At 71.2% G+C, this 26,932-nt stretch carries 29 protein-coding genes; 17 read left to right on the top strand and 12 right to left on the bottom strand.

Going from position 1 to position 26,932, the window contains the following annotated elements; all coding sequences use genetic code 11:
- Positions 1–116: 116 nt before the first annotated feature.
- Both ABZ848_RS38210 and ABZ848_RS38205 read right to left on the bottom strand, forming a co-directional pair.
- Positions 117–1,292, bottom strand: a complete 1,176-nt coding sequence (locus tag ABZ848_RS38210) for an FAD-dependent oxidoreductase (protein WP_360839460.1) — start codon at positions 1,290–1,292, stop codon at positions 117–119.
- 34 nt (positions 1,293–1,326) lie between these two features.
- A complete protein-coding gene (locus tag ABZ848_RS38205; protein WP_360839661.1) occupies positions 1,327–1,980 on the bottom strand; it encodes a TetR family transcriptional regulator in 654 nt (217 codons plus the stop codon).
- Between the two features lie 95 nt (positions 1,981–2,075).
- Here ABZ848_RS38205 and ABZ848_RS38200 point away from each other — a divergent pair, with 95 nt between their 5' ends.
- The 10 genes from ABZ848_RS38200 to ABZ848_RS38155 all read left to right on the top strand — a co-directional run bounded on the left by ABZ848_RS38200 (position 2,076) and on the right by ABZ848_RS38155 (position 12,425).
- Complete coding sequence (locus ABZ848_RS38200; RefSeq protein ID WP_360839458.1) at positions 2,076–2,726, top strand: TetR family transcriptional regulator; 651 nt, start codon at positions 2,076–2,078, stop codon at positions 2,724–2,726.
- A gap of 199 nt (positions 2,727–2,925) precedes the next feature.
- The gene (locus tag ABZ848_RS38195; RefSeq protein ID WP_360839456.1) at positions 2,926–3,120 is read left to right on the top strand and encodes a ferredoxin; all 195 of its coding nucleotides are present in this window, start codon (positions 2,926–2,928) and stop codon (positions 3,118–3,120) included.
- Positions 3,121–3,137: 17 nt separating this feature from the next.
- Complete coding sequence (locus ABZ848_RS38190) at positions 3,138–4,364, top strand: cytochrome P450 (RefSeq protein WP_360839455.1); 1,227 nt, start codon at positions 3,138–3,140, stop codon at positions 4,362–4,364.
- A gap of 5 nt (positions 4,365–4,369) precedes the next feature.
- Positions 4,370–5,155, top strand: coding sequence for an SDR family NAD(P)-dependent oxidoreductase (locus tag ABZ848_RS38185; RefSeq protein WP_360839453.1), 786 nt, complete (start codon positions 4,370–4,372; stop codon positions 5,153–5,155).
- Between the two features lie 22 nt (positions 5,156–5,177).
- A complete protein-coding gene (locus ABZ848_RS38180; protein WP_360839451.1) occupies positions 5,178–6,341 on the top strand; it encodes an amidohydrolase family protein in 1,164 nt (387 codons plus the stop codon).
- 37 nt (positions 6,342–6,378) lie between these two features.
- Positions 6,379–7,590, top strand: a complete 1,212-nt coding sequence (locus ABZ848_RS38175) for a Xaa-Pro peptidase family protein (RefSeq protein WP_360839449.1) — start codon at positions 6,379–6,381, stop codon at positions 7,588–7,590.
- Positions 7,580–8,704: a M24 family metallopeptidase gene (locus ABZ848_RS38170; RefSeq protein ID WP_360839447.1), complete on the top strand. Its 1,125-nt coding sequence runs from the start codon at positions 7,580–7,582 to the stop codon at positions 8,702–8,704. The genes ABZ848_RS38175 and ABZ848_RS38170 overlap by 11 nt, the downstream gene beginning before the upstream one ends.
- A gap of 77 nt (positions 8,705–8,781) precedes the next feature.
- Positions 8,782–9,753, top strand: coding sequence for an enoyl-CoA hydratase/isomerase family protein (locus ABZ848_RS38165; RefSeq protein ID WP_360839445.1), 972 nt, complete (start codon positions 8,782–8,784; stop codon positions 9,751–9,753).
- Positions 9,750–12,092, top strand: a complete 2,343-nt coding sequence (locus ABZ848_RS38160) for a CoA transferase (protein WP_360839443.1) — start codon at positions 9,750–9,752, stop codon at positions 12,090–12,092. Before ABZ848_RS38165 ends, ABZ848_RS38160 begins: the two co-directional genes overlap by 4 nt.
- A 21-nt stretch (positions 12,093–12,113) precedes the next feature.
- Positions 12,114–12,425: a hypothetical protein gene (locus ABZ848_RS38155; RefSeq protein WP_360839441.1), complete on the top strand. Its 312-nt coding sequence runs from the start codon at positions 12,114–12,116 to the stop codon at positions 12,423–12,425.
- A gap of 55 nt (positions 12,426–12,480) precedes the next feature.
- On the opposite strand, the gene ABZ848_RS38150 is transcribed toward ABZ848_RS38155, so the two are convergent.
- A complete protein-coding gene (locus tag ABZ848_RS38150; RefSeq protein ID WP_360839439.1) occupies positions 12,481–13,932 on the bottom strand; it encodes an MFS transporter in 1,452 nt (483 codons plus the stop codon).
- 189 nt (positions 13,933–14,121) lie between these two features.
- The gene (locus ABZ848_RS38145; RefSeq protein WP_360839438.1) at positions 14,122–14,955 is read right to left on the bottom strand and encodes an SDR family NAD(P)-dependent oxidoreductase; all 834 of its coding nucleotides are present in this window, start codon (positions 14,953–14,955) and stop codon (positions 14,122–14,124) included.
- A 172-nt stretch (positions 14,956–15,127) separates the two neighbouring features.
- Between ABZ848_RS38145 and ABZ848_RS38140 the strand changes: the two genes are divergently transcribed.
- The 4 genes from ABZ848_RS38140 to ABZ848_RS38125 all read left to right on the top strand — a co-directional run bounded on the left by ABZ848_RS38140 (position 15,128) and on the right by ABZ848_RS38125 (position 19,029).
- Positions 15,128–16,018 carry a helix-turn-helix transcriptional regulator gene (locus ABZ848_RS38140; protein WP_360839436.1) on the top strand — a complete coding sequence of 297 codons (891 nt, stop codon included), beginning with the start codon at positions 15,128–15,130 and terminating at the stop codon, positions 16,016–16,018.
- 121 nt (positions 16,019–16,139) lie between these two features.
- Positions 16,140–17,144 carry an RNA polymerase subunit sigma-70 gene (locus ABZ848_RS38135; protein WP_360839434.1) on the top strand — a complete coding sequence of 335 codons (1,005 nt, stop codon included), beginning with the start codon at positions 16,140–16,142 and terminating at the stop codon, positions 17,142–17,144.
- A 20-nt stretch (positions 17,145–17,164) separates the two neighbouring features.
- Positions 17,165–18,589, top strand: a complete 1,425-nt coding sequence (locus ABZ848_RS38130) for an MFS transporter (protein WP_360839433.1) — start codon at positions 17,165–17,167, stop codon at positions 18,587–18,589.
- 89 nt (positions 18,590–18,678) lie between these two features.
- Positions 18,679–19,029, top strand: coding sequence for a VOC family protein (locus ABZ848_RS38125; RefSeq protein ID WP_360839430.1), 351 nt, complete (start codon positions 18,679–18,681; stop codon positions 19,027–19,029).
- On the opposite strand, the gene ABZ848_RS38120 is transcribed toward ABZ848_RS38125, so the two are convergent.
- Positions 19,016–19,711, bottom strand: coding sequence for a helix-turn-helix transcriptional regulator (locus tag ABZ848_RS38120; protein ID WP_360839428.1), 696 nt, complete (start codon positions 19,709–19,711; stop codon positions 19,016–19,018). The genes ABZ848_RS38125 and ABZ848_RS38120 overlap by 14 nt on opposite strands.
- Before the next feature lie 150 nt (positions 19,712–19,861).
- Here ABZ848_RS38120 and ABZ848_RS38115 point away from each other — a divergent pair, with 150 nt between their 5' ends.
- Together ABZ848_RS38115 and ABZ848_RS38110 are read left to right on the top strand one after the other, a co-directional pair.
- The gene (locus ABZ848_RS38115; protein WP_360839426.1) at positions 19,862–20,878 is read left to right on the top strand and encodes a zinc-binding dehydrogenase; all 1,017 of its coding nucleotides are present in this window, start codon (positions 19,862–19,864) and stop codon (positions 20,876–20,878) included.
- A 33-nt stretch (positions 20,879–20,911) separates the two neighbouring features.
- Positions 20,912–21,772 carry an alpha/beta fold hydrolase gene (locus tag ABZ848_RS38110; protein ID WP_360839424.1) on the top strand — a complete coding sequence of 287 codons (861 nt, stop codon included), beginning with the start codon at positions 20,912–20,914 and terminating at the stop codon, positions 21,770–21,772.
- Here the strand turns inward: ABZ848_RS38110 and ABZ848_RS38105 are convergent.
- A complete protein-coding gene (locus tag ABZ848_RS38105) occupies positions 21,763–22,191 on the bottom strand; it encodes a nuclear transport factor 2 family protein (protein WP_360839422.1) in 429 nt (142 codons plus the stop codon). The two genes, ABZ848_RS38110 and ABZ848_RS38105, sit on opposite strands and share 10 nt — an antisense overlap.
- Positions 22,191–22,730, bottom strand: a complete 540-nt coding sequence (locus tag ABZ848_RS38100; RefSeq protein ID WP_360839420.1) for a GNAT family N-acetyltransferase — start codon at positions 22,728–22,730, stop codon at positions 22,191–22,193. Before ABZ848_RS38100 ends, ABZ848_RS38105 begins: the two co-directional genes overlap by 1 nt.
- Positions 22,731–23,223: 493 nt before the next feature.
- Here ABZ848_RS38100 and ABZ848_RS38095 point away from each other — a divergent pair, with 493 nt between their 5' ends.
- Positions 23,224–24,459: an acyl-CoA dehydrogenase family protein gene (locus ABZ848_RS38095; RefSeq protein WP_360839419.1), complete on the top strand. Its 1,236-nt coding sequence runs from the start codon at positions 23,224–23,226 to the stop codon at positions 24,457–24,459.
- A gap of 53 nt (positions 24,460–24,512) precedes the next feature.
- Here the strand turns inward: ABZ848_RS38095 and ABZ848_RS38090 are convergent, their stop codons facing one another.
- From ABZ848_RS38090 to ABZ848_RS38070, 5 genes are all read right to left on the bottom strand, one after another.
- Positions 24,513–25,106, bottom strand: coding sequence for a GAF domain-containing protein (locus ABZ848_RS38090; protein WP_360839418.1), 594 nt, complete (start codon positions 25,104–25,106; stop codon positions 24,513–24,515).
- A gap of 32 nt (positions 25,107–25,138) precedes the next feature.
- Positions 25,139–25,741 (bottom strand): ATP/GTP-binding protein, encoded by a 603-nt coding sequence (locus ABZ848_RS38085; protein WP_360839416.1) that lies wholly within the window; start codon positions 25,739–25,741, stop codon positions 25,139–25,141.
- Positions 25,719–26,096 carry a DUF742 domain-containing protein gene (locus ABZ848_RS38080; RefSeq protein ID WP_360839414.1) on the bottom strand — a complete coding sequence of 126 codons (378 nt, stop codon included), beginning with the start codon at positions 26,094–26,096 and terminating at the stop codon, positions 25,719–25,721. Before ABZ848_RS38080 ends, ABZ848_RS38085 begins: the two co-directional genes overlap by 23 nt.
- 2 nt (positions 26,097–26,098) lie before the next feature.
- Complete coding sequence (locus tag ABZ848_RS38075; protein WP_360839659.1) at positions 26,099–26,527, bottom strand: roadblock/LC7 domain-containing protein; 429 nt, start codon at positions 26,525–26,527, stop codon at positions 26,099–26,101.
- A 51-nt stretch (positions 26,528–26,578) separates the two neighbouring features.
- A partial coding sequence (locus tag ABZ848_RS38070; RefSeq protein ID WP_360839412.1) for an SAM-dependent methyltransferase occupies positions 26,579–26,932 on the bottom strand: 354 nt, incomplete at its 5' end.

The following is a 26,932-nucleotide window of genomic DNA, read 5'->3' as shown; positions in this document are numbered from 1 at the left end:
CCTCCACTCCTCGGATGCGGACAGGTGCGCCAACCGTAGGTGCGGGCGATCAGAGCGCCGGATTCGCGCTCCCGCTGAGTGGAACAGAACCGAGCGAGGGGAGCAGGGTCCGACGCCTAGCGCCCCACGACGTCCGTCCACGGTGCCCGCGCCGCGATGTCCTGCCGCCACCGCAGGAGCGCCTTGGGCGGCATGGCGACCGCGAGCGCGCCGACGAGCCGGTCGCCGCCCCGGTAGGCGGCCAGGAACCGACGCTCCGTCAAGTCTCCTTCCACCAGGGCCACTTCGTCGTGGCCGCGCAGCCAGCCGTACGCCTGGACGCGCATGTCGTACTGGTCGGACCAGAAATACGGCACCGGCGCGAACGGCTTGGAACTCTCCGGCCGCAGCAGGTTGCGGGCGGCCGCCATGGCCTGCTCGGCCGCGTTGGTGCGGTGCTCGATGCGCATCGAGACGCCGAACAGCGGGTTGTGCCAGCGCGCGACGTCACCGGCCGCGTACACCCCGGGTGCGGCCCGGCAGTACTCGTCGCACACCACGCCGTCGGCCACGGTGAGCCCGCTGCCCGCCAGCCATTCGATGTTCGGTTCGCAGCCGACCGCGACGAGCACCGCGTCGCCGTGCACCGACTCGCCGTCCACCAACTGCACGCCGTCCCGGGCGACTTCGCTGACCGCGACGCCGCAGCGCAGGGTCACTCCGTGGTCCAGGTGCGCCTGCGCCAGGACCATCCCGACGGACTCCCCCACCGCGTGCGCCAGCGGGACGGGGGCCGGTTCGAGGAGGACCACCTCGCATCCGCGGGAGCGGGCGACGGCGGCGGCCTCCGCGCCGAGGAAGCCGGCCCCGACGACGATCAGCCGGCGCCCCGGCCGCAGTTCCTCGCGCAGGGCGAGCGCGTCGTCGAGGGTACGCAGGACATGAGCACCGCGCCCGGGAAGGCGCCGGGGTCGTACCCCGGTGGCCACCACCAGTGCGTCGTACGGCAGTTGGGTGCCGTCGGCCAGGTGCACGGCGTGGCCGGTCACGTCCAGGCCGGTGGCCGGGGTGTGCGGGCGGAAGTCCAGGCCGAGCGCGTCGAGGGCGGCGGCCGGGCGTAGGGCGAGCCGGTCGGCGGGCCACTGGCCGGTGAGGAGCTGCTTGGACAGCGGCGGGCGGTCGTACGGCGGACGGGACTCGTCGCCGAGGAGGGTGAGCGTGCCGTCGTACCCCTCGCGGCGCAGGGTCTCGACGGCGGCGAGGCCGGCGGCGGAGGCGCCCACGACCACGATCCGGTTCCGTTCGGCGCTCATGGGCATCCCGCCTTCTCGGTAGGGGAGTTGCCGGTCAGGGCTCGTGCGTCACCGGGGACTGCCACAGCGCGACGATCGCGTCGACGAGGCCCATGGCGGCTTCGTGCCAGGTCGGGCGGAGCGGGCGGGCGCCGGCCGCGAGGGCCCGTTCCCGCTCGACGCACATCTGCACGATCAAGTGCCGGGTCATGACGGCGCGTTCGGCCCGCACCCCTTCGGACAGCTCCGGCACACAGCGCGTCAGGCCTTCCTCCGCCGCCCGCAGGCCCGGGGAGACGGCGTAGAACTCCTCCTCCGCGAGCGTGTAGAGGGCGGGGTCGGCGGAGACCTGTGCGATGAACCGGGCGTACCAGCTGGGGCAGCCGAGTTCCTCCTGGTGCTCGGTGACGGAGCGGACCGACAGGTCCACCCAGTCGCGCAGGTCCGGGGAGTCGCCGATGTCCTCCAGCATGCGTACGCGAAGGACCTCGATGCGTTCGGCGTGTCTGCGGATGAGGGCCCGCACCACGTCCGCCTTGGTGCCGAAGTGGTAGACGACCGCGGTGTTGTTGCCCTGGCCCGCGGCCTCGCTGATCTGGCGGTTGCCGACCGCGTGCACCCCGTGCTCGGCGAACAGCCGTTCCGCCGCGTCCAGTAGTGCCTGCCGGGTCGCCCTGACCTGCTCGTCCCGCCGGGTGCCGCCGGCCATCCTCACCCCCGTGTCCCTCACGACCCAAAACTTAAATCACCCGATTGATTTCTGTCCAGTGTGCGGCCGCGGACCCTGCCGGTACGGTGGTGGCCATGGCGGGGAGAAGTGTCCGGGCCGAGCAGGTCCGCGCGACCCGGGAGGCCATCCGGACCACCGCGGAGCGGCTGTTCGCCGAGCGCGGGGTCCACGCGGTGTCGAACCGTCAGATCAGCGAGGCAGCGGGCCAGGGCAACACCGCTGTCGTCGGGTACCACTTCGGCACCAAGGCGGACCTGGTCCGGGCGATCGCCCACCACCACACCGAGCGGCTGGAGCGCGTCACCGAGCGGTTGCTGGCCGAGACCGGTGACTCGGCCGAACTGCGGGACTGGGTTGCGTGCCTGGTGCGGCCGACGCCGGCATATCTGGCGGAGCTCGGCAGTCCCACGTGGTTCGCTCGGTTCAGCGCGCAGGTCATGGCCGATCCGGCGCTGCACGAGATCGTCGTGGACGAGACGCTCAGCGCTCCCGTGTGGCGGCGGATCCTCAGCGGTCTGCACCGCTGCGTGCCGGAGCTGCCGGCCGAAGTACGTGCCGAGCGGATCGCCATGACGCGGCAGTTGATCCTGCACATGTGCGCGGACCGCGAGCGCGCCCTCGCGCTGGGCTCCCCGACACCGCGGACGAGCTGGCACGACGCGGCCACCGGCATGATCGACGCCATCGTCGGGATCTGGACGGCACCTGTCACCGACGGGTCCTGACGATCCGTCACCCTCCTTCACACAACCCGTCCGGCCGTCTCAAGAGATTTTGAATCAACCGATTGACTTAGCTTCTGTGCGGGAGTTCACTCGGAGGCGCGGTCGACGGAGCCGGGACGGGTTCCGGCCGCTCAACTCCCTTTTCCCACACGGTCGATACGAAGGCTCCGCCGTGCCCGCGGCGACGAGGAGCGGCCCCGTGAAAGTAACCGTCGAGCAGGACAAGTGCGTTGCGGCCGGCCAGTGCGTGGCCACCGCGCCGGACGTGTTCGACCAGCGTGACGAGGACGGAGTCGTCGTGCTGCTGGCCGAGGACCCGCCCGCCGAGCTGTCCGAAGGCGTCCGGTACGCGGCCGCCGTCTGTCCGGCGCTGGCGATCCACATCGAAGAATGACGACCCCGAGGATGACGATGCCCGACGTACTTCCCGAAGCCCAGGCGCCCGAGTGGCCGATGCCGCGGGCGGAGGGCTGCCCATTCGACCCGCCACCGGCGCTGCGAGCCCTCACCGGCGACAAGCCGCTGGCCAGGGTGCGGATCTGGGACGGCAGCACACCCTGGATCGTGACCGGTCACGCCGCCCAGCGGGCCCTGCTCGGCGATCCGCGGGTGAGCGTCGACGAGCGTCTGCCTGGGTTCCCGCACTGGCACGAGGGCATGGCGGCCGCCGTCGAGTACCGCCCGCGGTCCGTCTTCAACTCGGACGCACCCGAGCACACCCGCTACCGCCGCATCATGACGGGACCCTTCACCCTCAAGCGGGTCGAGGCGCTGCGCCCCACCATCCAGAAGATCACCGACGATCTCATCGACCGGATGCTCGCCGGACCGAAGCCGGCCGACCTGGTGGAGGCGCTGGCCCTGCCGCTGCCCACGCTGATGATCAGTGAGCTGCTGGGGGTGCCGTACGAGGACCACGACTTCTTCCAGGACAACGCGGCCCGCGGGATCGCCCACAACGTCTCCGCCGAGGAGAGCATGCGGACCTTCGGGGCGCTCAACGGCTACCTGGTCCAACTCGTCGAGAAGAAGGCCGCCGCACCCGCGGACGACGCGCTGTCCGACATCGCGGCCCGCGTCAACGCCGGTGACATCACCGTGGCCGAGGCGGCCATGATGGGCCTGGGCCTGCTCATCGCGGGGCACGAGACCAGCGCCAACATGATCGGCCTCGCCACGGCCGCGCTCCTGGAACACCCCGAGCAGCTGGCGGTCCTGCGCGACACGGACGATCCGAAGGTCGTCGCAGGGGCGGTGGAGGAGCTGCTGCGCTACCTGGGCATCATCCACGGCGGCCAGCGGCGGATCGCCAAGGAGGACATCGAGATCGCGGGCGAGACGATCCGGGCCGGCGAGGGCATCATCATCGAACTCTTCAGCGCCAACCGGGACGCCGACGTCTTCCCCGAGCCCGACGTGATGGACCTGCGCCGGGCCAACGCCCGGCACCACAACGCGTTCGGCTTCGGTATCCACCAGTGCGTCGGACAGCAGCTCGCCCGCGTGGAGCTCCAGGTCGTCTACGGCACGCTCTTCCGCCGCATCCCCACCCTGGCCCCGGCCGTGGAGCGCGACGAGATCCAGTTCAAGCACGACCGGCTCGCCTACGGCGTGTACGCGCTGCCGGTGACGTGGTGAGCGCCATGGCCGACGGGACGGTCGCCGTGGTCACGGGCGGTGCCGCGGGCCTCGGACGCGCGAGCGTGGAGCGGCTCCTGGCGGACGGGGCGCGGGTCGTCGTGGCCGACGTCGACCGGGACGGCGGAGAGGCGCTGGCCAAGGAGCTCGGGCCGGACGTGCGGTTCCGGCACACCGATGTCGCGGATGCCGAGCAGGTCAGGGACCTCGTCGCCTTCGCCGTCGGCGAGTTCGGCGGGCTGCAGCTGATGGTCAACAACGCGGGCGTCTCCGGCGCGATGCACGCGAGCCTCCTGGAGGAGGACTTCGCGGACTTCCAGCACGTCCTGTCGGTGAACCTGCTCGGCGTGATGACGGGAACGCGGGAGGCGGCCCGGCACATGGCGGCGCACGGCGGCGGCTCCGTCGTCAACATCAGCTCCGTCGGCGGTGTGCAGGCCGGCCCCAGCGTGCTGTCGTACCGCGCCTCCAAAGCGGCGGTCATCCACTTCACCAAGTGCGCGGCCCTCGACCTCGCCGAGCACGGCATCCGCGTCAACTGCGTCGCACCGGGCGGCATCCCCACCGGACTGCTGGCCTCCGCGACCGCGACCGACGAGATGACCGACCGCATCCGCGCCCACATGGCGGCCATGCAGCCACTGCCGCGGCTGGGCACTCCCGCGGACGTGGCCGAGGCCGTCGCCTACCTGGGCGGCGACCGCTCACTGCACGTCACCGGGACCGTGCTGACGATCGACGGCGGGACCACCGCGGGCCTCAAGCCGATGCGGCCCGCCCCGGCTTCGTAGGACCGAACCAGGGAGGACGACGATGTCCAGCCAGGCAGACACGCTGTACCCGCCCGAGGGACTGGGCGCGCCGAAGGACCGGCACGGCCACACCGGGAGCGACCTGAACCTCCCGCCGGGAACCGAGATCTTCTCCGCCGACAACCACATCTCGCTCGCCGAGGACATCTTCGTCGACAAGTTCCCCGAGCGGCTCAAGGACCAGGCCCCGCGGATCTGGTACGAGGACGGCGCCTATGAGCTCGGCATGGGCGGACAGTCGTTCCTGCCCAAGGAGTTCAGCAGCGTCCTCATGCAGTACGACCCGCTCACCGGCTCCGGCTCGAACAACATCGAGGGCCGGATGGAGGAACTCGCCTCCGACGGCATCCAGCGGGAACTCGCCTTCCCCAACGCCCTGTTGGCGATGTTCTTCTACCCGGACCCGGAGGTCCGCGAGCTCATCTTCCGCATCTACAACGAGTACGTCGCGGGACTGCAGGAACGCGCCGAGGGCCGCTTCTACGGCGTCGGGCTCATCAACTGGTGGGACGGCGAGGGCGCGCGCAAGACCCTGGAGGAGCTGAAGGGCTACGGGATCCGGACCTTCCTCATGCCGATGAATCCGGGCAACGACCTGGAGGGCAACCCCATCGACTACGCGAGCAGCAAGATGGACCCCGTCTGGGAGGCCATCGAGGAGTCGGGGCTGCCGGTCTCCCACCACATCGGCGAGAGCACGCTGAAGTCCCCCTGCGAGTCCAACGCGATCGCCGTCGGCATGGTCGTCAACGTCTCGCCGTTCCGCGAGGTGTGGGCGAAGTACGTCTTCAGCGGCATCCTCGACCGCCACCCGGGCCTGCGCGTCGGATGGTTCGAGGGCGGCGCGAACTGGGTCCCCTCCGCCCTCCAGGACGCCAAGCACATCCTCGCCTCCTACCGGCACATGCTGGACCGGCCGCTGGAGCACGACGTCCAGTACTACTGGGACCACCACATGTACGCGTCCTTCATGGTCGACCCGCTCGGGCTGAAGCTCCTGGAGGACATCGGCGTGGACCGGGTCATGTGGTCCGCCGACTACCCGCACAACGAGAGCACGTTCGGCTACTCCGAGAAGTCGATCGGCCTGGTCGTGGACGCCGTGGGACCGGAGAAGGCGGCCCGCATCGTCGGCGGCAACATCAGGGAATACCTCGGCCTGTGAGGCCTTCCGGACCCATGACCTCGCAACGGAGGCAGCGATGACCGTCATCGACATCCCGGCCGAACCCGACCTGGACCGGATGAGCCGTGAGCGCGGCGCACGGCTGCGGGCGGCCATGTCGGACCAGGGCGTCGACGCCCTGGTCCTGCTCGGCAACACCGCGGTCAGCTATGCGACCGGGGTGACCTGGCCGCTCGGCGACTCCGGCCTGGCCCACGCGGACCGGCCCGTCGCCGTGGTGGTGGCGGACGACCCGTGGCCGCACCTGTTCATGCCGTTCCGCGAAGGCGCCCCGGGCGAGCCGTCACTGCCGGCCGACCATGTCCGTCCGCCCGTCTACCTGGAGTACGACGAAGGGGTACGGAGCTTCGCCGCCGTTCTCGCCGAGCTGCTGCCGGAGGGGGCGCGGGTCGCGGCCGACGAGCTGACCGGCGCGATGCGCAGGGCGGACAAGGCGCTGTTCCCGGGCGGGCCGCCCGGCGACGCCTCGATGGTCCTGGCGGTGGCCAAGCTGATCAAGACACCCGACGAACTCGCCTGTATCCGCACGGCGTTGCGCATCACCGAGCGGGCCATGGCCGGCATCGCGGGCTCGCTCGCGCCGGGCATGCGGCAGATCGAGCTGTCGGCGGGCTTCGTACGGCAGGCCTACGAGCACGGCGCCCAGGCCAACGTCCTCGACCCCATATGGCAGGTGATGCCCGACAGCAGGGCCGAGGGTGTGTGGACCACCCACGGCGACCTCGCCCTTCCGCTGCTGACGACCGAGCGGGAGCTGGCCGAGGGCGATGTGCTGTGGACCGACGTGAGCATCACCTACGCCGGATACTGCTCCGACTTCGGCCGCACCTGGATCGTCGGCCGGGATCCGGACGCGCGGCAGCGGGCGCAGTTCAGGAAGTGGTGGGAAATCCACTCCGCGGTGAAGGACGTACTGCGGGCGGGCGCCACCGCCTCCGACCTGACCAGGGCGGCCATCGCCGCGAACGGCGGCAGCAAGCCCTGGCTTCCCCACTTCTACCTCGCCCACGGCATGGGCGTGGACCCCGCCGAGATGCCCTTCGTCGGCACCGACCTGGGCGAGGAGTTCGACGAGCAGCTGGTCCTGGAGGCCGGCATGGTGCTCGTCCTCGAACCGGTCGTCTGGGAGGACGGCACCGGCGGCTACCGCAGCGAGGAGGTTCTCGTGATCGAGGAAGAGGGCTGCACGGCCCTGACCGACTATTCCTACGCCCCCTATGGCGACTGAGGTCCTGCCGGACGACCGGGCTCTCCGCGTCGGGCGGCGGGAGCGCGCGCTGGCACACATGGCCGCCCATGACCTCGACGTCCTCGTGCTGGGGCGGGAGGCCAACGTCCGTTACGTCACCGGCACGCGAAGCCTGTGGACGGCGGGCACCCGCCCCTTCGCGCCCGCGGCCGTGCTGGTCCGCGCCACCGGCGCCGTCCACGCGCTGATGACCTGGGACGAGGGGCTCCCCGACGACATCCCCCGCGAGCACCTGTACGGCCTGACCTGGAACCCGATGAACTGGGTGACGGCGCTGCAGGGCATCGAGGGCACGGCCACCGCCCTGCGGGTCGGCACGGACTCCATCTCGCCGCTGTTCGCGCAGCTGCTGCCGATGGCCTGCCCGAAGGCCGAACTGGCCGACGGCGAACCGGCCATGCGGGCCGCCCGCCGGGTCAAGACCGCCGAGGAGATCGTGGCGCTGCGCGAGTCCCTCGCGGTGGCCGAGGCCAGTCTCACGACGGCGGTCGCCGAACTGCGCCCTGGTGTCACCGAGCAGCACCTCACCGGCGTCCTGCTGGAGGCCGCGGCCGCCGGTGGCGTGAGCACTCCGGCGACACAGGAGGCGGTCTGGGTGACCTCACGGGAGCATCCGTGGCGCAAGGCCGGCACGCACGGCCGGGTGGGACGGGGCGACCTCGTCGCCTTCACCTCGGGCGTGGTCGCGGGCGGCTACATCGGCGAGGTCGGCCGCACCTGGCCGGCCGACGCCGGGGACTCCCCCAACTCCCGTGCGCTGTACCGGCGTTGGGCCGACCTGTGGAGCGGCCTCTTCGACGCCTGCCGACCGGGCGCGCCCGCCGCCGACCTGCTCACCGCGTACGACACGGCCGGTGAACCGCTGCCCCCGATGCCCGTGGCGCGCGGCCTCGGCCTGGGCTTCGACCCGCCGGTGGTCGCCTCCGGCCTGCCGGAGACGGCGGCCGAGGAACGCCTCGAACCCGGCATGGCGCTCGCCGTCACCGGCTACGTCTGGCAGGAGGGCGTCGGAGCCGTCCTGGGCCGTGAGGCCGTGCTCATCCCCGCCGACGGGCCCGAGCTGCTCACGTCGAGTCCCCACTGGAAGCCGTAATCCCCGCGCGGGGCAGGACCGACCGCTCCGGTCCTGCCCCGCACCCCTGCACGCGGCCGGGAAAGGAACCCCCGCACATGGCTGACAGCACGCGTCCTTCCGCGGAAGAGATCATCCGCTACGAGAAGGACCCCAGGACCAGGATCGCCACCCTCACCCTGGACCGGCCCGACGCCCTCAACGCGCCGACCGCGGCGGCCCGGCTGCGCTTCGCGGACCTGCTGCACCGGGCCAACGTCGACGACGAGGTGAAGGTCCTGGTCATCCGGGGCGTCGGCGACGACCTCGGCTCGGGCGCCGACATCGCCGAGACCATGGAGATGCACGCCGCGCCGACGGCCGGACCGCTCCTGGCGGAAGAGGGCATCGGCGAGGACGAGGACGTCCGCTATCCCCCCAAGGGCTCCTACCGCTACGGCGGCACCCCGTCCCAGTGGTACGCGAACCCCCAAGGCGGCTGCCGGAGCCTGCAGGACTTCAAGAAGATCAGCATCCTGGAGGTCAAGGGCTACTGCTACGGCTGGCACTTCTACCAGGCCGCCGACGCCGACCTGGTGATCTCCTCCGACGACGCCCTCTTCGGCCACCCCTCCTTCCGCTACATCGGCTGGGCGCCCCGGATGTGGAGCTGGGCGCAGACGATGGGCCTCAGGAAGTTCCAGGAGATGGTCTTCACCGGCCGCCCGTTCACCGCCCGTGAGATGTACGAGTGCAACTTCCTCAACTCCGTCGTCCCGCGAGCCGGGTTGGAGGCGGAGGTGGAGAAGTACGCGCTGGCCTGCGCGCGCACCCGACCGACCGACACCGTGTTCATGCAGAAGGTCTTCTTCGAGATCTTCAAGCAGCACCAGGGCGAGTACATGGGCTCGCTGCTCACCGGCCTCTTCGAGTCGATCGGCGGGATCGCCCGGGCCGACGGCGACGACCTGATGCTCGACGAGGAGACGGTCGGCGGCGGCATCGCCAACGCGGTGCGCGGCAACGACGACCACTTCCCCGCGGACTTCCGGCTCAGCAAGTCGGGCCGCAGGCGCGGGAGCGAGTCATGACCTCTGCTCGACCGCCGCTCGGCGACTGGGTCGTGGCCGACCTGTCGACGGGAATCGCCGGCGCCTACTGCACCAAGCTGCTCGCCGACGGCGGCGCGCAGGTGGTCAAGGCCGAGGCCCCGGAAGGCGATCCGCTACGACGGTGGTCGGCGTCCGGCGCCACGATCCGCCCCGGCCGTGACGGAGCCCTCTTCAGCTTCCTGGCCTGCTCCAAGGAGAGTGTCGTCGCCGAACCGGACCTGCTGCGCGAGCTCCTGGAGTCGGCGGACGTGGCGGTGTGGTCGCCGGGCTCACCGCTCGACCCGCGGGAGATCCACCGCACGTACCCCCACCTGGTCGTCACCTCGATCACGCCGTTCGGCCTCGAAGGGCCGTGGCGGGACCGCCCGGCCACCGAGTTCACCCTGCAGGCCTGGTCCGGCGGGATCATCGGGCTGGGGCGGGGCGACCCGGAGCGGGCGCCGGTCTTCGTGGGCGGACAGGCCGGCGACTGGACGTCCGGGGCGTACGCGGCGGCCGCCACCATGGCCTCCCGTATGCGGGGCGGAGGCGAACTGGTCGACCTCTCCATGCTCGAGGCGCACATCATGACGTTCACCTATCACCCGGTCACCTTCTGGGAGATGCTCGGGCGCCCCTGGCAGCAGGCCCGCAGGCTGAACATGCCGGGCGTGGCCGCCGCGAAGGACGGCCTCGTGGCGCTCGGGTGTGCGACGGCACAGCAGTTCTTCGACCTGTGCGCGATGGTCGGGCATCCGGAGTGGATCGACGAGAAGAACCCGTTCTCGATCGTCGCGCGCGCCACCGAGGTGGCCCCGGTGATCCAGGAGTGGATCGCGGCCCGTACGACCGCCGAGATCCGCGAGCTGGCCACGGCGTTCCGCATCCCCAACTCCCCGGTCGTCAACGGAGCCAACGCCACGGGAATGGACCACTTCGACGCACGCGGCACCTTCCGGCGCAACCCGCGCGACGGCTTCCTCCAGCCCGGCCCCCCGTATCGGCTGACACCGGACGTGCTCCGGCCGCCCGGTCCGGCCCCGCGGCTCGGCGAGCACACGGCGAAGCGCCCTACGCCACGACGGACCGCCGAGCCGGGCCTGTCCTTCAGCGGCCTGCGGGTCCTGGACATGACCGCGTTCTGGGCCGGCCCCTCCTGCACCCACGCCCTCGCGATGCTCGGGGCCGAGGTGATCCACCTGGAGGCCACCGCGCGGCCCGACGGGACCCGGCTCATCGCCGGGGTGCCGCCGAGCGTCGAGCAGTGGTGGGAACGGTCGCCGATCTTCGCGGGCCTGAACACCAACAAGAAGAGCCTGACGCTCGACATCCGGACCGAACGCGGCCGCGAGGTGCTGCGGCGGCTGATCGAGACCTGCGACGTGGTGGTCGAGAACTACACGCCCCGGGTGCTGGACCAACTCGGCCTGGACTACGAGGCGATACGCGCCGTGCGCCCCGACGCGATCGTGGTGCGGATGCCCGGCTTCGGTCTCGACGGGCCGTGGCGCGACAACGCCGCCTTCGCGTTCGTCATCGAGGACGCCTCGGGCCTGACCTGGCTGACCGGCCACCCCGACCAGAACCCCGTCGAGCCGTACTCGATCGGCGACCCCAACGCGGGCCTGCACGCGCTCAACGGCCTTCTCCTGGCGCTGGAGCACCGGCACCGCACAGGCGAGGGCATGCTGGTCGAGGCGGCCATGGTCGACGCGGCCCTCAACGTGGCCGCCGAGCAGATCATCGAGTACTCGGCGTACGGCGCCCTGCTGGAGCGGGCCGGCAACCGGGGCCCGGCCGCGGCCCCGCAGAACCTCTACCGGACCGCGGACACCGACGAGTTCGGCGGCAACGACTCCTGGGTGGCCATCTCCGTGGCCACCGACGAACAGTGGCAGGCCTTGTGCGAGGCCGTGGGCCGGTCCGACTGGGCGACGGACCCGGACCTGGCCACCGCCGAAGGACGGCACGCGCACCACGACGCCGTCGACGAGGGGTTGGCCGACTGGTGCGGTGAGCGCGGCGCCGACGAGATCGTCGATGTCCTCTGGGCCGCCGGCATCCCGGTGGGCAAGGTCCTGCAGCCGCACCGCCAGGCCGAGTTGGAACAGCTGCGCTTCCGCGGCTTCTTCGAGGAGCTGGAACACCCCGTGAGCGGCACGGCCCGCTACGGCACTTTGCCGGTACGGCTGTCCCGGGGCCCCGAGCGCCGCCATGTGCGCCCCGCGCCCCTGCTCGGCGAGCACAACCAGGAACTGCTGGCCGGACTCGGGCTGACGGAGCGGGAGATCGCCGCGCTGGAGTCCGACGGGATCATCGGCCGGGCACCCGCCCGGTAGGCGACGTACAGAGGGAATGACATGACACCACGCATCGGGATGATGCTCGCGAGCACGGTGGACAGCACCAGCGTCGTGGTGGTCCGCTGGGCGGCGGGCGATCAGGAAGTGACGTGCGGTGGCGCGCCGATGGTCGATCCCGCACAGGCCGACCCCGCACTCCAACAGCCCCCGGATCCGGACCAGTCGACGGGAACACTGCTGGGCAAGCGCTACGCGACCGAGGACGGCACCGTCGAGCTGCTGTGCACCAAGCCCGGCAAGGGCACTCTCGCGGTGGGCGGCACTCCCCTGCGCGTCAAGAGCGCCAAGCCGCTGCCCGCGTCCGACTGACGGCCGCCGAAGAAACGCCCGGGGATCCCGCAGGTGGGTGCGGGATCCCTCGGGTTCACGCCTTGGTCGCCAGGGCGGCCGAGGGGGCCGCGGCTCCGGAGCGCTCTCCCGAGCGGATGAACAGGGCCAGGACGAACCCGGCGGCGGAGCAGGCCCCGATCAGGGTGAATCCCTGGGTGAACGCGTCGCTGCTGCTGAACGGCGTCCGGGGTACGAGGTCGTGGCTGAGGAAGTAGGTCGCGAGCGAGGTGCCCAGGGTGGCGAAGACCGTGCGCACGACCACGTTCAGGCCGGTGGCCTCGCTGGTGTTCTCCTCGGGTGTGTCCTCCATGATGAGGATCGGGATCGCGGACAGCACGAACGACGTCGCCACGGCGAGGAACGCGACCGAGACGACGACTCCGGTGACGCTGTCGTGGAACAGCGCGAGGCAGAGCGCGTTGACGACGCCGAAGAGGCTGCCGACGACCAGTGACTGCCGGGCGCCTGCTCGCGCGGCCAGCCAGCCGGCGACCGGCGACAGCAGGAGGCCGAGGGCCGCCACCCCGAACAGGAGCCACACCGTCTCCCGCGCGCTCAGACCGATGCCGACGGGGGCCGACTCCGGTGTCAGCATGAGAGTTTGGAGCAGCAGACCGGCCGCGCCGACGACACCGGTCACGAGCACGGCGGTCGCCAGCGTCGTCAGTACGGTCTTCCGGCCGGCGAGCAGCCGTATGTTGATCATGGGGTGTTCGACACGCCGTTCCCATGCCGCCCAGAGCGCCAGCAGCGCGAAGCCGCAGACGATCCCGGCGATGGTGCGCCCGTCGGACCAGGACCGCGTGATGCTGCCCTGAACGCCGAACAGCACCAGGGAGACGGCCGCGACCAGCACCAGGCCCGCGAGCCAGTTGACGCGCTCGCCTCCGGCGGCCCGGGTGGATCCGGGCAGCAGTGTGCAGGCGAGACCGGCGAGCAGGGTGGCGGCGCCGGTGACCACGAGGATGTACCGCCAGCCCGGCGACTGGACCATCGCCTCGGCGACGACGGCGCCGGTCGCTCCGCCGAGCGTCGCGGCTCCCGCGATCACCGCGGTGGCCACCGGCACGCGCTGCCACGGGAGGGCTTCCCGGGCGACGCCGAAGCACAGCGGCAGGACTCCGCCAGCCACGCCCGCGACCGCCTGTCCGGCGATGACGCCGGACAGGGTGTCGGTGGCGAGGCTGATGACGGCTCCGACCGTGGAGACCAGCAGCAGCGTGACGAGCACCCTGCGGCGCCCGTAGCGGTCTCCGACGCGCCCGCCGACCACGGCGGAGGCGGCGGCGACCAGGATGAACGCGTTGACCGCCCAGCCCGCGTTGTCGAGGTTGGTGCGGAAGTGGACGATCAGTACTTGCAGTGCGCCGACCAGCGCCGTGGCCGCGAAGCCCGCGGCGGCCGCCGCGGAGGCCAGCAGCCCGACCAGCAGCGGCAGGGGACGGGCAGGGCGGACACCGGTGGCGGTATCTGGGGATGGTGACATCTCTGTCCTTCTCGGATAGGCGGCGAGGAGTGATCGCCTCGCTCGGAACGCCGTTCCGCAGGAGGAACCGACCCGGGGACTGGGCCGCTGCTCCTTTGGAAGGGCCCGTTCGCCTCGGAGCGTGACAGCAGCGCGAAATGGGCGGCAAAACCGAGTCCCGCTGAGTGGTGCGCCCGTTGAAAACCTGCTCTACAAGGCCGGTTGGGCCGTGCGGACCCCCTCGGGGAAGGACTCCCAACGGTCCAGTTCCGCCAGGCGCGAGCGCAGGGACGCCCGGATCTGCTCGACCGCGTCCGCGCCGACGGCCAGCCGCAGCGGCGGCTCCTCCAGCGCCGTGACCGCCATGATCGCGTCCGCGACCGCGACCGGGTCGCCGAACGCCTCGGGCGGCAGCTCGGAGAAGTCGGTGAGGAACTTGCCGACGGTCGGGGCGTAGACGTCGTTCGGGGCGACGACGCGGAGGTTGGCGGCGAAGTCGGTGGCGAAGGTGCCCGGTTCGATGACGGTGACCTTGACGCCGGTGGGGGCCAGTTCGTGGGCGAGGGCCTCGCTGAACAGTTCCACGGCACCCTTGGAGGCGGCGTACAGGCCCGAGGAAGCCCAGGCGAACTGGCCGACGAGCGAGGAGGTCTGGACGATGCGGCCCCGGGCGGCGCGCAGGGCCGGGAGCGTGGCCCGCAGGACGGTGAGGTTGGCCAGCACGTTGGTGTCGAAGACCGCGCGGGCCTCGGCGGCGTCGATCTGCTCGACGGCTCCGAACAGCCCGTATCCCGCGTTGTTGACGAGGACATCCAGGCCGCCTGCCGCTTGTACGGCGGATGCCAGGGCGTCCTGGGCGTCGGGGGCGGTGATGTCCAGTGCGACCGGGATGACCTGTCCCCGAGGGGCGCGGTCGGACAGGTCGGCGAGCCGGTCGCGGCGGCGGCCGACCGCGATGACATGAGCGCCGTCGGCGAGCGCGCGTTCGGCGACGAGGCGGCCGAAGCCGGAGGTCGCGCCGGTGATGAGCCAGATGGAAGGCATGTCGAGGACTCCGTGGGGTGGGGTGGAAGCGGGATCGCCGAGTGGCGTCCCGCTCTTCAGCCAACCGCCGACGGACCCGCACGGGGGCCCTGGAACCGGCCCGCCTCTTCCTGGGATCCGGAGGGCCACCTTCGCCACCGCTCCGCGCACCGGCCCGCGCGACCATGGGGCCATGGAGCGGAACGAAGGACTCGCCGACTTCCTGCGCGCCCGGCGCGCGGCGATGGACCCCGAGCGGCTCGGCATCCACGACGCGGCCCCGCGCCGGGTCCCCGGGCTGCGCAGGGAGGAGCTGGCGGCCCTGGCGGGCGTCAGCGTGGACTACTACACACGCCTGGAGCAGGGCAGGCCCATCACACCCTCGGAGTCGGTGCTCGACGCCCTGGCGGACGCCCTGCAGCTCGACGCGGCGGAGCGGAGCTATCTGCGCGCGGTGGCACGCAGGCCCTCGGCCGCGGACAGGCGCCGTAACCCCCGAACCGTGCAGAAGGTACGGCCCGGTGTGCACGCGTTCCTCGCCCGTCTCGGGGACACACCGGCGTTCGTCCTGGGCCGTCGTACCGACATCCTGGCCGCCAACCGGATGGCCCGCGCCCTGCTCTCCGACTTCGACGCGATGCCCGTCCGGGAGCGCAGCGCCGTGCGCTGGGTGGTGCTCGACGAGGCCGCGCGGTCGCTGTTCGCCGAGGGCTGGGAGAAGGCCGCCTCCATGTTCGTCGGGATGCTGCGGATGGACGTGGCACGTCATCCCGACGACCTGCGCACGGCCGAGCTGGTGGGCGAACTGTCCATGAAGAGCGAGCACTTCCGTCGCTGGTGGGCCGACCAGAAGGTCGACGAACCCGCGCACGGCAGCAAGACCCTGCGCCATCCGATCGTCGGGCGCCTGACCCTCCACACCGAGGCGCTGACCTTTCCCGGCGACCCCGACCAGAGCCTGTTCGCCTTCCTCGCCGACCCCGGATCACCGTCGGAAGAGGCACTGACGGTGCTCTCCGCGTGGGCGGCCGAGCAGGACGGCTCCGGTCGCTCGGAGGCGGCCCCTGCCAGGCATCGGCCGTAGGTCCGGCATCTCGGCCAGGTCCCGGAGAGTTTCTCCCAGGAAACCGCCCAGTTTCCGCGACCGCCGCCGTCAGTACGGGTGACAGCCGGAAGGGGGACCGACATGGGAGGAACCCGACACCATGGAAACGTCACTGCTGACGCGTGCGCGGGCAGGGGACGGAGAAGCGTTCGGCCTGCTGGTCGAGCCCTACCGCCAGGAACTGCAGGCGCACTGCTACCGGATCCTCGGCTCCGCCCAGGACGCCGAAGACGTACTGCAGGAGACCCTTCTGTCCGCATGGCGCGGCCTGACCGCGTTCGAGGAACGCTCGGGCCTGCGCACCTGGCTCTACCGCATCGCCACCAACCGCGCCCTGGACGCGCGCCGCTCCGCAGGCCGGAGGCCCCAGATGCAGCGGCCCGAAGTCGACGTCAACCCCGAACTGCCCGCCCCCACGCACACCAGCGAGGTGGCGTGGCTCGAACCGATCCCGGACCACGCCCTGGAGACCCTGGCCGACCACCGGCCCGGTCCGGCCGCCCGGTACGAGGCCAACGAGGCGATCTCGCTCGCCTTCGTCAACGCCCTCCAGCTGCTGCCGGCCCGCCAGCGCGCCGTACTGGTCCTGCGCGACGTGCTCGGCTACAGCGCGGCCGAGTCCGCCGACATCCTTGAGACCAGCACCGAGTCCGTCACCAGCGCCCTCAAGCGCGCACGTGCCACCCTCGCCCGGCACCGGCCCGAGCGGGCGCCCGCGCCGCCCCCGGACTCGCCGGCCGAGCGCGCCCTGGTCGACAGGCTCACCCGTGCGTACGCGACGGCGGACGTCGACCAGGTGATCGCCCTGCTCGCCGAGGACGTGCGCCTGAGCATGCCCCCGGTGCCGTTCGAGTACCGCGGCCGGGAAGCCGCCGCCGGGATGCTGACCGCGGTCTTCGCCCGGGTCGGAGGGCGCCGGCTGGTCGCGACCCGCGCCAACCACCAGCCCGCCTTCGGTGTGTACCAGCGCGAGCGGCACTCCGGCGTGCTGCACGCGGCCGGGCTGATGGTGCTCACCCTCAGCGGCGACCGGATCGCCGAGATGACGATCTTCGACAACAACGTTCTCGCCCGCTTCGGGCTGCCGCGCACCCTGCCAGCCTGATCACGACAGGAAACACCCCCATGATCGAACAGAGCCGGGTGGCGACCCCCGCCACCCGGGCCGAACCCACGGCCGCGCACAACCCGCGGGCCGTCCTCACGGTCCTGTCGCTGGCCGCGTTCATGGCCAGCCTGGACACCTTCGTCGTCAACGTCGCCTTCGACGCGATCGGTACGAGCTTCAGCGGATCGTCGATCGCGGACCTGAGCTGGGTGCTCAACGGGTACGCGATCGTCTTCGCTGCGCTGCTCGTGCCGCTCGGACGTCTGGCCGACAGGATCGGCCGCAAGCGGATGTTCCTCCAGGGCCTCGGGCTGTTCACGGCGGCGAGCGTCGCCTGCGCCGTCGCCCCGGGCCTGTGGTGGCTGGTGGTGTTCCGGCTGCTGCAGGCCGCCGGCGCGGCCGCGATCACCCCGACCTCGCTCGGCCTGCTCCTGGCCGCGGTACCGGCGGGCAAACGGCTCGGGTACGTGCGGATCTGGACCACCGTCGCCGGGATCGCCGCGGCGGGCGGACCCGTGATCGGCGGCCTGCTGGTCACCGCATCCTGGCGCTGGGTGTTCCTGATCAACCTGCCGGTCGGGATCGTCGCGTTCGTCGCCGCCCGCCGTGTCGTACCGGACTCGCGCGACACCGCCGTGACCAGGATTCCCGACGTACTCGGCGCCGCGCTGCTGACGGTCGGGGTGGGCGCGCTCGCCCTCGCCATCGTCAAGGGCGGTGACTGGGGCTGGGACAGCGGGGACACGATCGCGGTCTTCGTGCTCGCCGCAGCGGCGCTGGCCTGGTTCGTCTGGCGGGCCGAGCACCACCCCGTGCCGGTGGTCGACCCCGCCCTCTACCGCGTCCGCACCTTCGCCGCGGCCAACCTCGCGATGCTCGCCTTCAGCCTCGGTCTGGCCGGCTACCTGCTCATGGTCGTGCTCTGGCTGCAGAACGTCTGGCACTGGTCGACGATCGCCACCGGCTTCGGCGTGGCACCCGGACCCGCCATGGTCCCCCTCGTCGCCGTGCTCACCCAGCGGCTCGCCCACCGGGTGCAGGCCGGCGCCCTGGCCGCCGTCGGCAGCGTGCTGTTCGTGGTGGCCGCCGTGGTCAACCTCCTGCTGATCGGCCCGCACGGCACGGACTACGCGAGCGAACTGCTGCCCGGCCAGCTGATCGCCGGCCTCGGCATCGGACTGACCCTGCCCACACTGCTGGCGGCCGCGACCGCGGGCCTGCCGCCGCACCGCGCCTCGACCGGCAGCGGCGTGATCAACATGACGCGCCAGATCGGGTTCGTGCTCGGCGTCAGCATCGTCGTCGCGATCCTCGGCGCCCCCGCCTCCTACGCGGCGGCACACCACGCCTTCCAGCACGGCTGGTGGACCATCGCGGCCGCCGAGCTGGTCGCCGCGGTGTCCTGCCTGGGCCTGCTGCGCCGCCGGGCGAGCACGGATTGACCGGCACGCGTCCCGTCGGCCGGGCCCCACCACCCACCCGCACAGACCCAAGACACACACCCACATCACGCAGCAGAAAGCAGACCGTCATGCCCATCGCAGTCTTCGGCATCACCTTCGACGCCTCCGACGCCAAGGTCGCCGCGTCCTTCTGGGCCGAGGTCCTCGGCCGTACCGTCGCGGACGGAGCCGACGAGGCCAACGCGGCCATCGAGGCCGACCCCGCCGTCCCGGGCTCCCGGATCGGCTTCCGCCAGGTCCCCGAGGGCAAGAAGGTCAAGAACCGCATGCACTTCGACCTGGTCACCGCCGACTTCGACACCGAGGTACGGCGCCTGACCGAGCTCGGAGCCACCCGGCTCAACGAGGTCGACGCCCACATCCACTACGTCACCCTCGCCGACCCCGAGGGCAACGAGTTCGACCTCATCGCCGCCTGACCTCACCGACGCGGCCGGCCCGGTAACGGCCGGGTGTGGTGCCGATGATGCCCGCGAAAGCCTCGATGAAGCCGCTGGGGTTCGCCCATCCGCAGGCGTGGGCGACCCGGGTGGTGTCGTGGCCGTCGGCCAGCAGGACGAGGGCGTGATGGATGCGTACCTGGGTGCGCCATTCGTAGAAGGTCATGCCCAGCTCGTCGCGGAAGAGCCGGCTGAGCGTGCGGGCGCCGGCTCCGACCGTCCGCCCCAGTTCCGCGAGTGAGGAGTTGTCCGCGGGCTGCTCCTGGAGGATCCGCGCGACGGCCCGCAACCGGTCGTCGCGCGGCTCCGGCAGTTGCAGCGGCTGCTCGTTCGCCTCGTCGAGCTCGTCGACGAGGACCCGGCGCAGACGGGCGCTCGCGGCGCGGTCGTGGCTGCGTGGCCCGGTGAGGGTCAGCAGGATCTCGCGGGCGAGGCCGGAGACCAGGAACACGGCCGGCCGGTCCGGCACCAGCCGGGCCAGGGACGCCGGCAGGAAGACGATCCGCATCTCGGTGTCGCTGTGCGCACGGTGCTGGTGCGTGAACCCGGCGGGAGTCCACGCGACCCGGTTGGCCGGCACGATCGACGTACCGCTCTCCGTGCGCACGGAGAGCACGCCGCGAGCCGCGTACACCAGATGTCCACGGGTATGGCGGTGCACCGAGCTGGCCTCCCCCGAGGGCCACAGATGCACCCCCGCGGACGGCCAGAGCTGTGACGTCCCACCGGCCCGGGGGACTTGGCGGCCTACAGGCATAGCTTGGCATTCTACCGGTGGCCCGCCGCACCGGCCTCGGGCAACAGTGGACCCATGCGCGAACAGATACGGCACTCTCAAAGGGTTACGACGATGAAGGCGGCGGTCTGTGTCAGGGCGGGCGGCCCGGAGGTGCTGGAGCTCCGTGAGCTGCCGGTTCCGGAGGTCCGGGAGGGCTGGAGCCTGGTGCGGATCAAGGGCGCGGGCCTGAACCGTTCGGAACTGAGGACCCGTCAAGGCCACTCCCCCGACGTCAGGTTCCCGCGTGTGCTGGGCATCGAATGCGTGGGAGTCGTGGCGGCCTCGACCGATCCCCTCCTCCCGGACGGCACCACCGTCGCGGCGGTGATGGGCGAGATGGGCCGACAGTTCGACGGCGGATACGCGGAGTACGCGCTGCTGCCGAACTCCCTCCTCATGCCGCTCACCACCACCCTGTCCTGGGACATCCTGGCCGCACTGCCCGAGACGTACCTGACCGCGCAGGGCTCGCTGGACGCGCTGGGCATCGAACCGGGCGGCAAGGGACGGCTGCTGATCCGGGGCGGGACCTCGTCGGTGGGCATGGCGGCCGCGTCGATCGCGGCCGGACACGGCATCGAGACCGCGGCCACGACCCGGCGGCGCGACAAGACCGACGCGCTGGCGGCGGCCGGCGTGGACCACGTACTCCTGGACGACGGCGAGCACCTGACGGCCGGTGTGCAGGCGCTCTGGCCCGAAGGCCCGGACTACGTTCTGGATCTCGTCGGGACGAGCACGGCGGTCGATTCACTGCGGCTGGTCCGGCGCGGCGGGACCGTGTGCATGACGGGCACGCTCAGCGGGTGGCTGATCCCGGACTTCGAACCGGTCGCGATGATCCCCACCGGAACCAGGCTGACGGCCTTCCACAGCGACAACGTCAAGGGCAGCGCGGGCAGACCCCTGTTGCAGCGTGTCGTCGACGAGGTCGAGGCCGGCGTCTACCGGCCCAACGTGGACCGCGTCTTCGCCCTCGACGACATCGTCGCGGCCCACCGCTACATGGAGGACAACCGGGCCGCGGGGAAACTGGTCGTACTGCCCTGACCGGAGACATCGACGAGGCGAGGAGGCGCGGCGATGGCTGCCGAACGCATGATCGACGCAAACGGCGTGGAGCTGTGCACCGAAGCCTTCGGTGCCCCCTCGAACCCACCCGTCCTGCTCATCATGGGCACCGGCGCGTCGATGCTCTGGTGGGAGGAGGACTTCTGCCGACTGCTGGCGGACGGCGGACGGTTCGTGATCCGTTACGACCACCGGGACACGGGTCGATCGGTCACCTACGAGCCGGGGAGCCCCGCGTACACCGGCGCGGACCTCGTCGACGACGCCGTCGGCGTGCTCGACGCCCATGGAATCCCGGCCGCGCATCTGGTGGGCGTCTCGGCCGGAGGGGCCTTCGCGCAACTCGTCGCGCTCGACCATGCCGACCGGGTGCGCTCCCTCACCCTGATCAGCACGACCGGCGCGGTGCCGATGGACCGCGAACTGCCGCCGCCGACCGAGGAGTTCATGCGCTTCGTGTCGTCGGCGCGGGTCGACTGGTCGCAGACCGACTCCGTGATCGACTACCTGGTCGGCTACTCACGGGTGCTCGCGGGAGGCCGCCGCCCGTTCGACGAGAGCGCCGTCCACGACTTGATCCGCCGTGACGTCGAGCGCGCACGTGACTTCGCCGCCGTACAGAACCACGACCTGTTGTCCCAAGGCGAGCAGTCACGCAAAGGCCTGTCGTCAATCGCCGTACCGACCCTGGTCATCCATGGCACCGCCGATCCGATGTTCCCCTTCGAGCACGGCCGGGCGTTGGCGCAAGAGATCCCCACGGCGGACCTGTTGGCCTTGGAGGACGCGGGCCACGGGGTCGAGCGGGCCGACTGGGAAACGATCGCCGAGGCGGTCCTGCGACACACCTCAACACCAAGGGACTACGCCTGACGCAGGTGGCGACTCACATCGCCGACCAGGTTGATGCGAACCCGCCGCTCCACGAAGCGCCACTGTCCGTCCCGACGCTCGAAGCGGTCGTGGTAGCGGCCGCCGGCGATGGGTTGCAGGGGCAGGTCGGGCAGCGCCTGCAGCACGGTCACGTACGAGCGTGCGACCGCCGTACCCGCTTCTTCGTCGACCTCGATGGCGATGTTGGTCGTGACGTGCTGGGTGCGGGGCGTCCCGTCGCCGTAGACGATCAGCGTGTCCCGGAGCATCGTCTCGATCGCGTCGCCACCCCGCACCGGCTCGCCGCTGCCCGCGAACGTGGCGTCCTCGAGCAGCCTGCCGACGCCTGCGAAGTCACCGTCGTCCACGAGCTCGGCGTACCGCACGATCAGGTTCTCGATGGCTCGCTGGCTGGACATCAGGCAAGCTCCAGACTGAGCTGGGCACCGAGTTCCTCGAAGCCCAAGGCGGCCGCGACACGTCGCGAGGCAGGTGGCCGTGCGCGCCATTGGGGCAGCAGTCCGGCGGCGAGGGCAGGCGCGACCGCCGCCGAGCCGGCCACTCGCGCCAGCCCTCGCCCGCGTGCTCGGGGCGCCGTCAGTACGCAGATGTGGGCGGTCCTGCCCGGCCAGGTCCGATATCCCGCGGCAGCAACCGCCCGAGCGTCTTCCTGGACCACGAACGCGGGTGACGTGATCTCGTCGAGTGCGGCCTCACCGGCATCGTCTTGACCAGCCGCCTCCTCCAAGCGGCGCAATTCCGGGTGGTCGGGGAGAAGTTGAGCGACCGTCACCGCACCTGCTCGCGCCGGCCCCAACGCGTCGGAAACGATCAGGGCCGCATTCTCGCTCGGCACGGCCATCCGCGCCGACCCGCCCAAGGCCACATTCGACACCGGCACTCCGGCCAGCCTCTCCCACAGTGCGCGGGCTCTCGCCGGCAACTGATCACTCGCCATGCCGCCGATCCTGCCAGACTCCCCCGGGCTGGTTCGTGCGGCCAGTGGAGTGAGGCGCGTGACGGGTGTTGCGGTGGGCGTTCGCCCTGCCTCTGATGACCATGGCTGATTTGCATCGGTGAAGCAGCCGGGCGGCGCGGATGGCCGTTCCCTTATCGGCCAGACAGAACGTGACCGGACTTGGACCCGGGGCGGTGCCTGCCCGCCCGGCAATTGCCTGGCGGGCAGGCCTATGTCCGTATTGGGCGGACCTTGTTCACAGTTGAGCGGTTTCTCTCTGTGACGTGTCCGGAACAGACCAAGTCCCGCTCTGTATCGCACAGTTGAGACGGAATGCAAGGTGCCGCATTTCAGTCAATGTCAGTGAGTGATCTTGGCTGAGACGGGTCGATAAGTAGACAATATTTTGGGCGGTCGGCCCGGGGCGATTGACCACTGCCCGACGAATGACCTCCAGAGCCAGCGGGTTCGGAGGCAGCGTGCAGGAGGGGTTGTGGAACGCGAATTCACCAGCAGGTGGCACGAGGACCTGCGCTACACGGTCCGGGAGTTCGCCGAACGGGAGGTGCGTCCGCGGATAGCGGAGATGGAGACCTCCCGTGCGGTGGCCCATGAGCTGTCCCGGCTCATCGCCCGGCAGGGCTGGATCGGTGTCACCATCGCCAGGGAGTACGGCGGCATGGCCGCCGGACACCTCGCCAAGACGATCACCATCGAGGAACTCGCCCGCGTCAGCGGTGCGATGGGCGCCATGGTCCAGGCCTCCCAGCTCGGCGTGGCCAAGATCATTCACTTCGGCGACGCCGAGCAGCGCAGAACCTGGCTGCCACGCATCGCCGCCGGCGACTGCCTGCCGACGATCGCGGTCACCGAGCCCGCGTCGGGCGGCCATGTCCTCGGCATGGGCAGCACCGCCGTCCGCGACGGCGACGAGTACGTGCTCAACGGCAGCAAGGTCTTCGTCGGCAACAGTCATGTCGGCGATCTCCACGGGGTGGTGATGCGCACCGGCGAGGGCTCGAAGGGACTGTCCGCCTTCCTCGTCGAGGCCGACCGGCCCGGTTTCTCGCTCGGCGAGCTGCAGCCCGCGATGGGCCTGCACGGCTTCAGCTTCGGCGAGCTCATCTTCGACAACTGCCGGGTCCCGGCGGCCAACCGGCTCGGCCCCGAGGGGCAGGGCCTGGCCGTCGCCTACTCCTCCAGCATCCTCTACGGCCGTCCCAATCTGACGGCGGTCTCCCTCGGTATCCACCAGGCCGTCTTCGAGGAGACGACGGCCCTGTGCATCGAGCGGGTGCGCTATGGGGCGCCCCTCGGCGAACTCACCAACATCAAGCTGAAGTTGGGCAGGATGAAGTCCCGGCTGATGACGGCCCGGCTGGCCGCCTACCACGCCGTGCACCTGCTCGACCAAGGGCTGCCGTGCGACGCGGAGCTGATGAACGCCAAGCTGCTCAACGTCGAGGCGGCCATCGACTCGGCCCGCGACAGCATGGAGATCCATGCCGCCAGCGGTCTGTTCACCGACCGCCCCGTCGAGCGCTACCTGCGCGACGCCCACCACATCTACTCCCCCGCCGGCACCTCCGACATCCAGCTGCTGCGCCTGGGCGAGATCGCCCTGGGCACCACGAAGAGCCAGTGGTCCGAGCGGCTTGCCGATCTCGTACGGACCGTGCCGCCGCGACGCTCGCAGGAGCCGCTGGAGACGGCCGGCCACCCGGGCTGAGCGAAGAAGACCGCCGGGAACCGGGAACACGACGATGTGCCCCCGGCTCCCGGTCAGATTCCGCCCCTGGTCTCCATGGTGTGCAGCCGCTCGACCAGCTGCTGCGCCAGCGACTTGATGGTCGCCAGGCCCTCGCGGCCCCACGGGTGGGTGTCCGTGTCGACCACGCAGATCGTGCCGAGGGCCATGCCCGTCTTCCAGTCGATCAGCGGCGCGCCCATGTAGGAGCGGATGCCGATCTCGTCGACGACGCGGTTGCCGGCGAACCTGGGGTAGTCGCAGACGTCCTCGAGCACCAGGGCCTTCTTGCGTACGACGACGTGCGGGCAGTAGCCCTGGTCGCGGGTCATCGTCCGGCCGACCGGGGGCTGCTGCTGGGACGGCTCCAGCTGCACGCCGGGACGGCCCGCGGCGTACAGGCCGGCGAAGTACTGGCGATTCTCGTCGATGAAGTTGACCATCGAGAAGGGTGCGCCGGTGACATGCGCGAGGTTGCGCGCGAAGTCGTCGAACTCCGGGACCGGGCTGTCGGCGATGCCGAGCTCGCGCAGCCTGGCCACGCGGGCGGGCGCGTCCCGGTCCTCGGGGGTCAGCAGCAGATGACCGGTCGGGTCGAACGGGGGCTGGTAGGGAACCGGGGCTGACATGCAGGCTCCATTCGGCTCGGCGGAGGGGGTCCTCAGCCGAGCGGGTTGGGCTCCGCGGGCGGTATGCCGGGAGTCGAGGCGAGCAGATGTTGCAGGAGTGCGATCAGCACGCGCGTTGCCGAGTTGCACTGGCGGGCGTCGCACATCACCACGGGGATGTCGGGCTTGAGGTCGAGGGCCGCGCGTATCTCCTCGGACTCGTAGCGGTAGGCGCCGTCGAACTCGTTGACGGCCACGATGAAACCGATGCCGCGACGCTCGAAGAAGTCGACGGCGGCGAAGCACTGCTCCAGTCGCCGGGTGTCGGCGAGCACCACCGCGCCCAGCGCCCCGGACGACAGCTCGTCCCACATGAACCAGAACCGCTCCTGCCCCGGCGTACCGAACAGGTACAGGACGTGGTTGTCGTCCAGGGACATGCGGCCGAAGTCCATGGCCACCGTGGTGGTCGTCTTGCCCTCGATGCCGGCCAGGCTGTCGGTACGGGCGCTGACCTGGGTCAGCAGTTCCTCGGTGCTCAGCGGTTCGATCTCGCTGACCGCACCGACGAACGTGGTCTTGCCGACCCCGAAGCCGCCCGCGATGAGGATCTTCAGCGCGGTCGGGAAGGGATCAGAGGCGCTTGCGAAGGCCATGCAGCACCGTCTCCAGGAGATGTCGGTCGGTCGGGGAGCCCGCCTCGACGACGCGCGGCGCGCTCGTGGTGAGCGCCCGGTGCGTGACGAGGTCGGACAGGATGACTTTGGTGACGACGGCCGGAAGCCGAAGGTGGGCGGCCACCTCGGCGACCGAGACGGGCCGGTCGCACAGCGCGATGACCTGGTCGTAGTCCGGGCCGAGGTAGGTGGGCGGCCGGACGCCGGTCGTCATCACCAGGGTGAGCAGGTCGAAGTGCGACGAGGGGCGGGTACGGCCGTTGCTCACCGTGTACGGCCGTATCAGCCGCCCAGCCTCGTCGTCGAGCCACGACCCGTCCGGCGCATCCGGCATCCTCAGCGCCCCGGGTCGAACGAGCTGCCGGCCGCCTGCTGCCGTACCGGGGTGGCGAGGTACGGGCGCACGCTCTTGACCAGCATGGCCATCTCGTAGCCGAGCACGGCCGCGTCGGCGTCCCGGTCGGCCAGCACGGCCAGACAGGCGCCGGAGCCGGCCGCGCAGACGAACAGCAGAGCGGTGTCCAGCTCCACCACCACCTGCCGTACGTCGGCCCCGTCGGCGAACTGCACGCCCGCGCTGCGGGCGAGCGAGTGCAGGCCGGAGGCCAGCGCGGCCAGGTGTTCCGCCTCGGCCGCCGTCTCCAGCCCGTCGAAGGCTTTCGCCAGCCCGTCCGAGGACAGCAGCAGGGCACTGCGTGTGTAGGGGACCCTCTGGACGAGTCCGGCCAGGAGCCAGTCGAGGTTCTTGGTCTGGCCGGCATGCATGTCGCTCACGGTGGGGTTCTTTCTCCTTGTTGCGAATACAGGGGCCTCGGGTCAGCGCGTACTGCCGGTGGGAGGCTCGTCCGGCTCGTTGTCGGCGAGCCGGATTCCGCGCTGGAACAGGGCCATCAGCCCTGGATCGTGTTCCTTGTCCTGCTCCTCGGCCTTCCGCGGCGCGGGAGTGTCGCGCAGCTCGGGTGCCAGGTGCTCCTGGGCGTGGCGCTGGGGCAGTGCGGGCCGCCGGTCGCCGGGCACCCCGTCGTGCATGGGCGGGCGCGTGTATGCCGGGGGCGCGGCCTGGGCGGGCGGCAGGGCCGCCTCTTCGAGGATCTCGGCCGGGCGGCGCAGGTCCGCGTCGATGTAGTCGGTACGGCCCTCGTCGCTGCTGGTGAGCAGGGCACGGGCGTG

It is taken from the genome of Streptomyces sp. NPDC047081, from assembly GCF_040643775.1.
In the GTDB taxonomy this organism is placed as follows: Bacteria; Actinomycetota; Actinomycetes; order Streptomycetales; family Streptomycetaceae; genus Streptomyces.
This window is presented reverse-complemented; position numbering and strand designations above follow the sequence as displayed.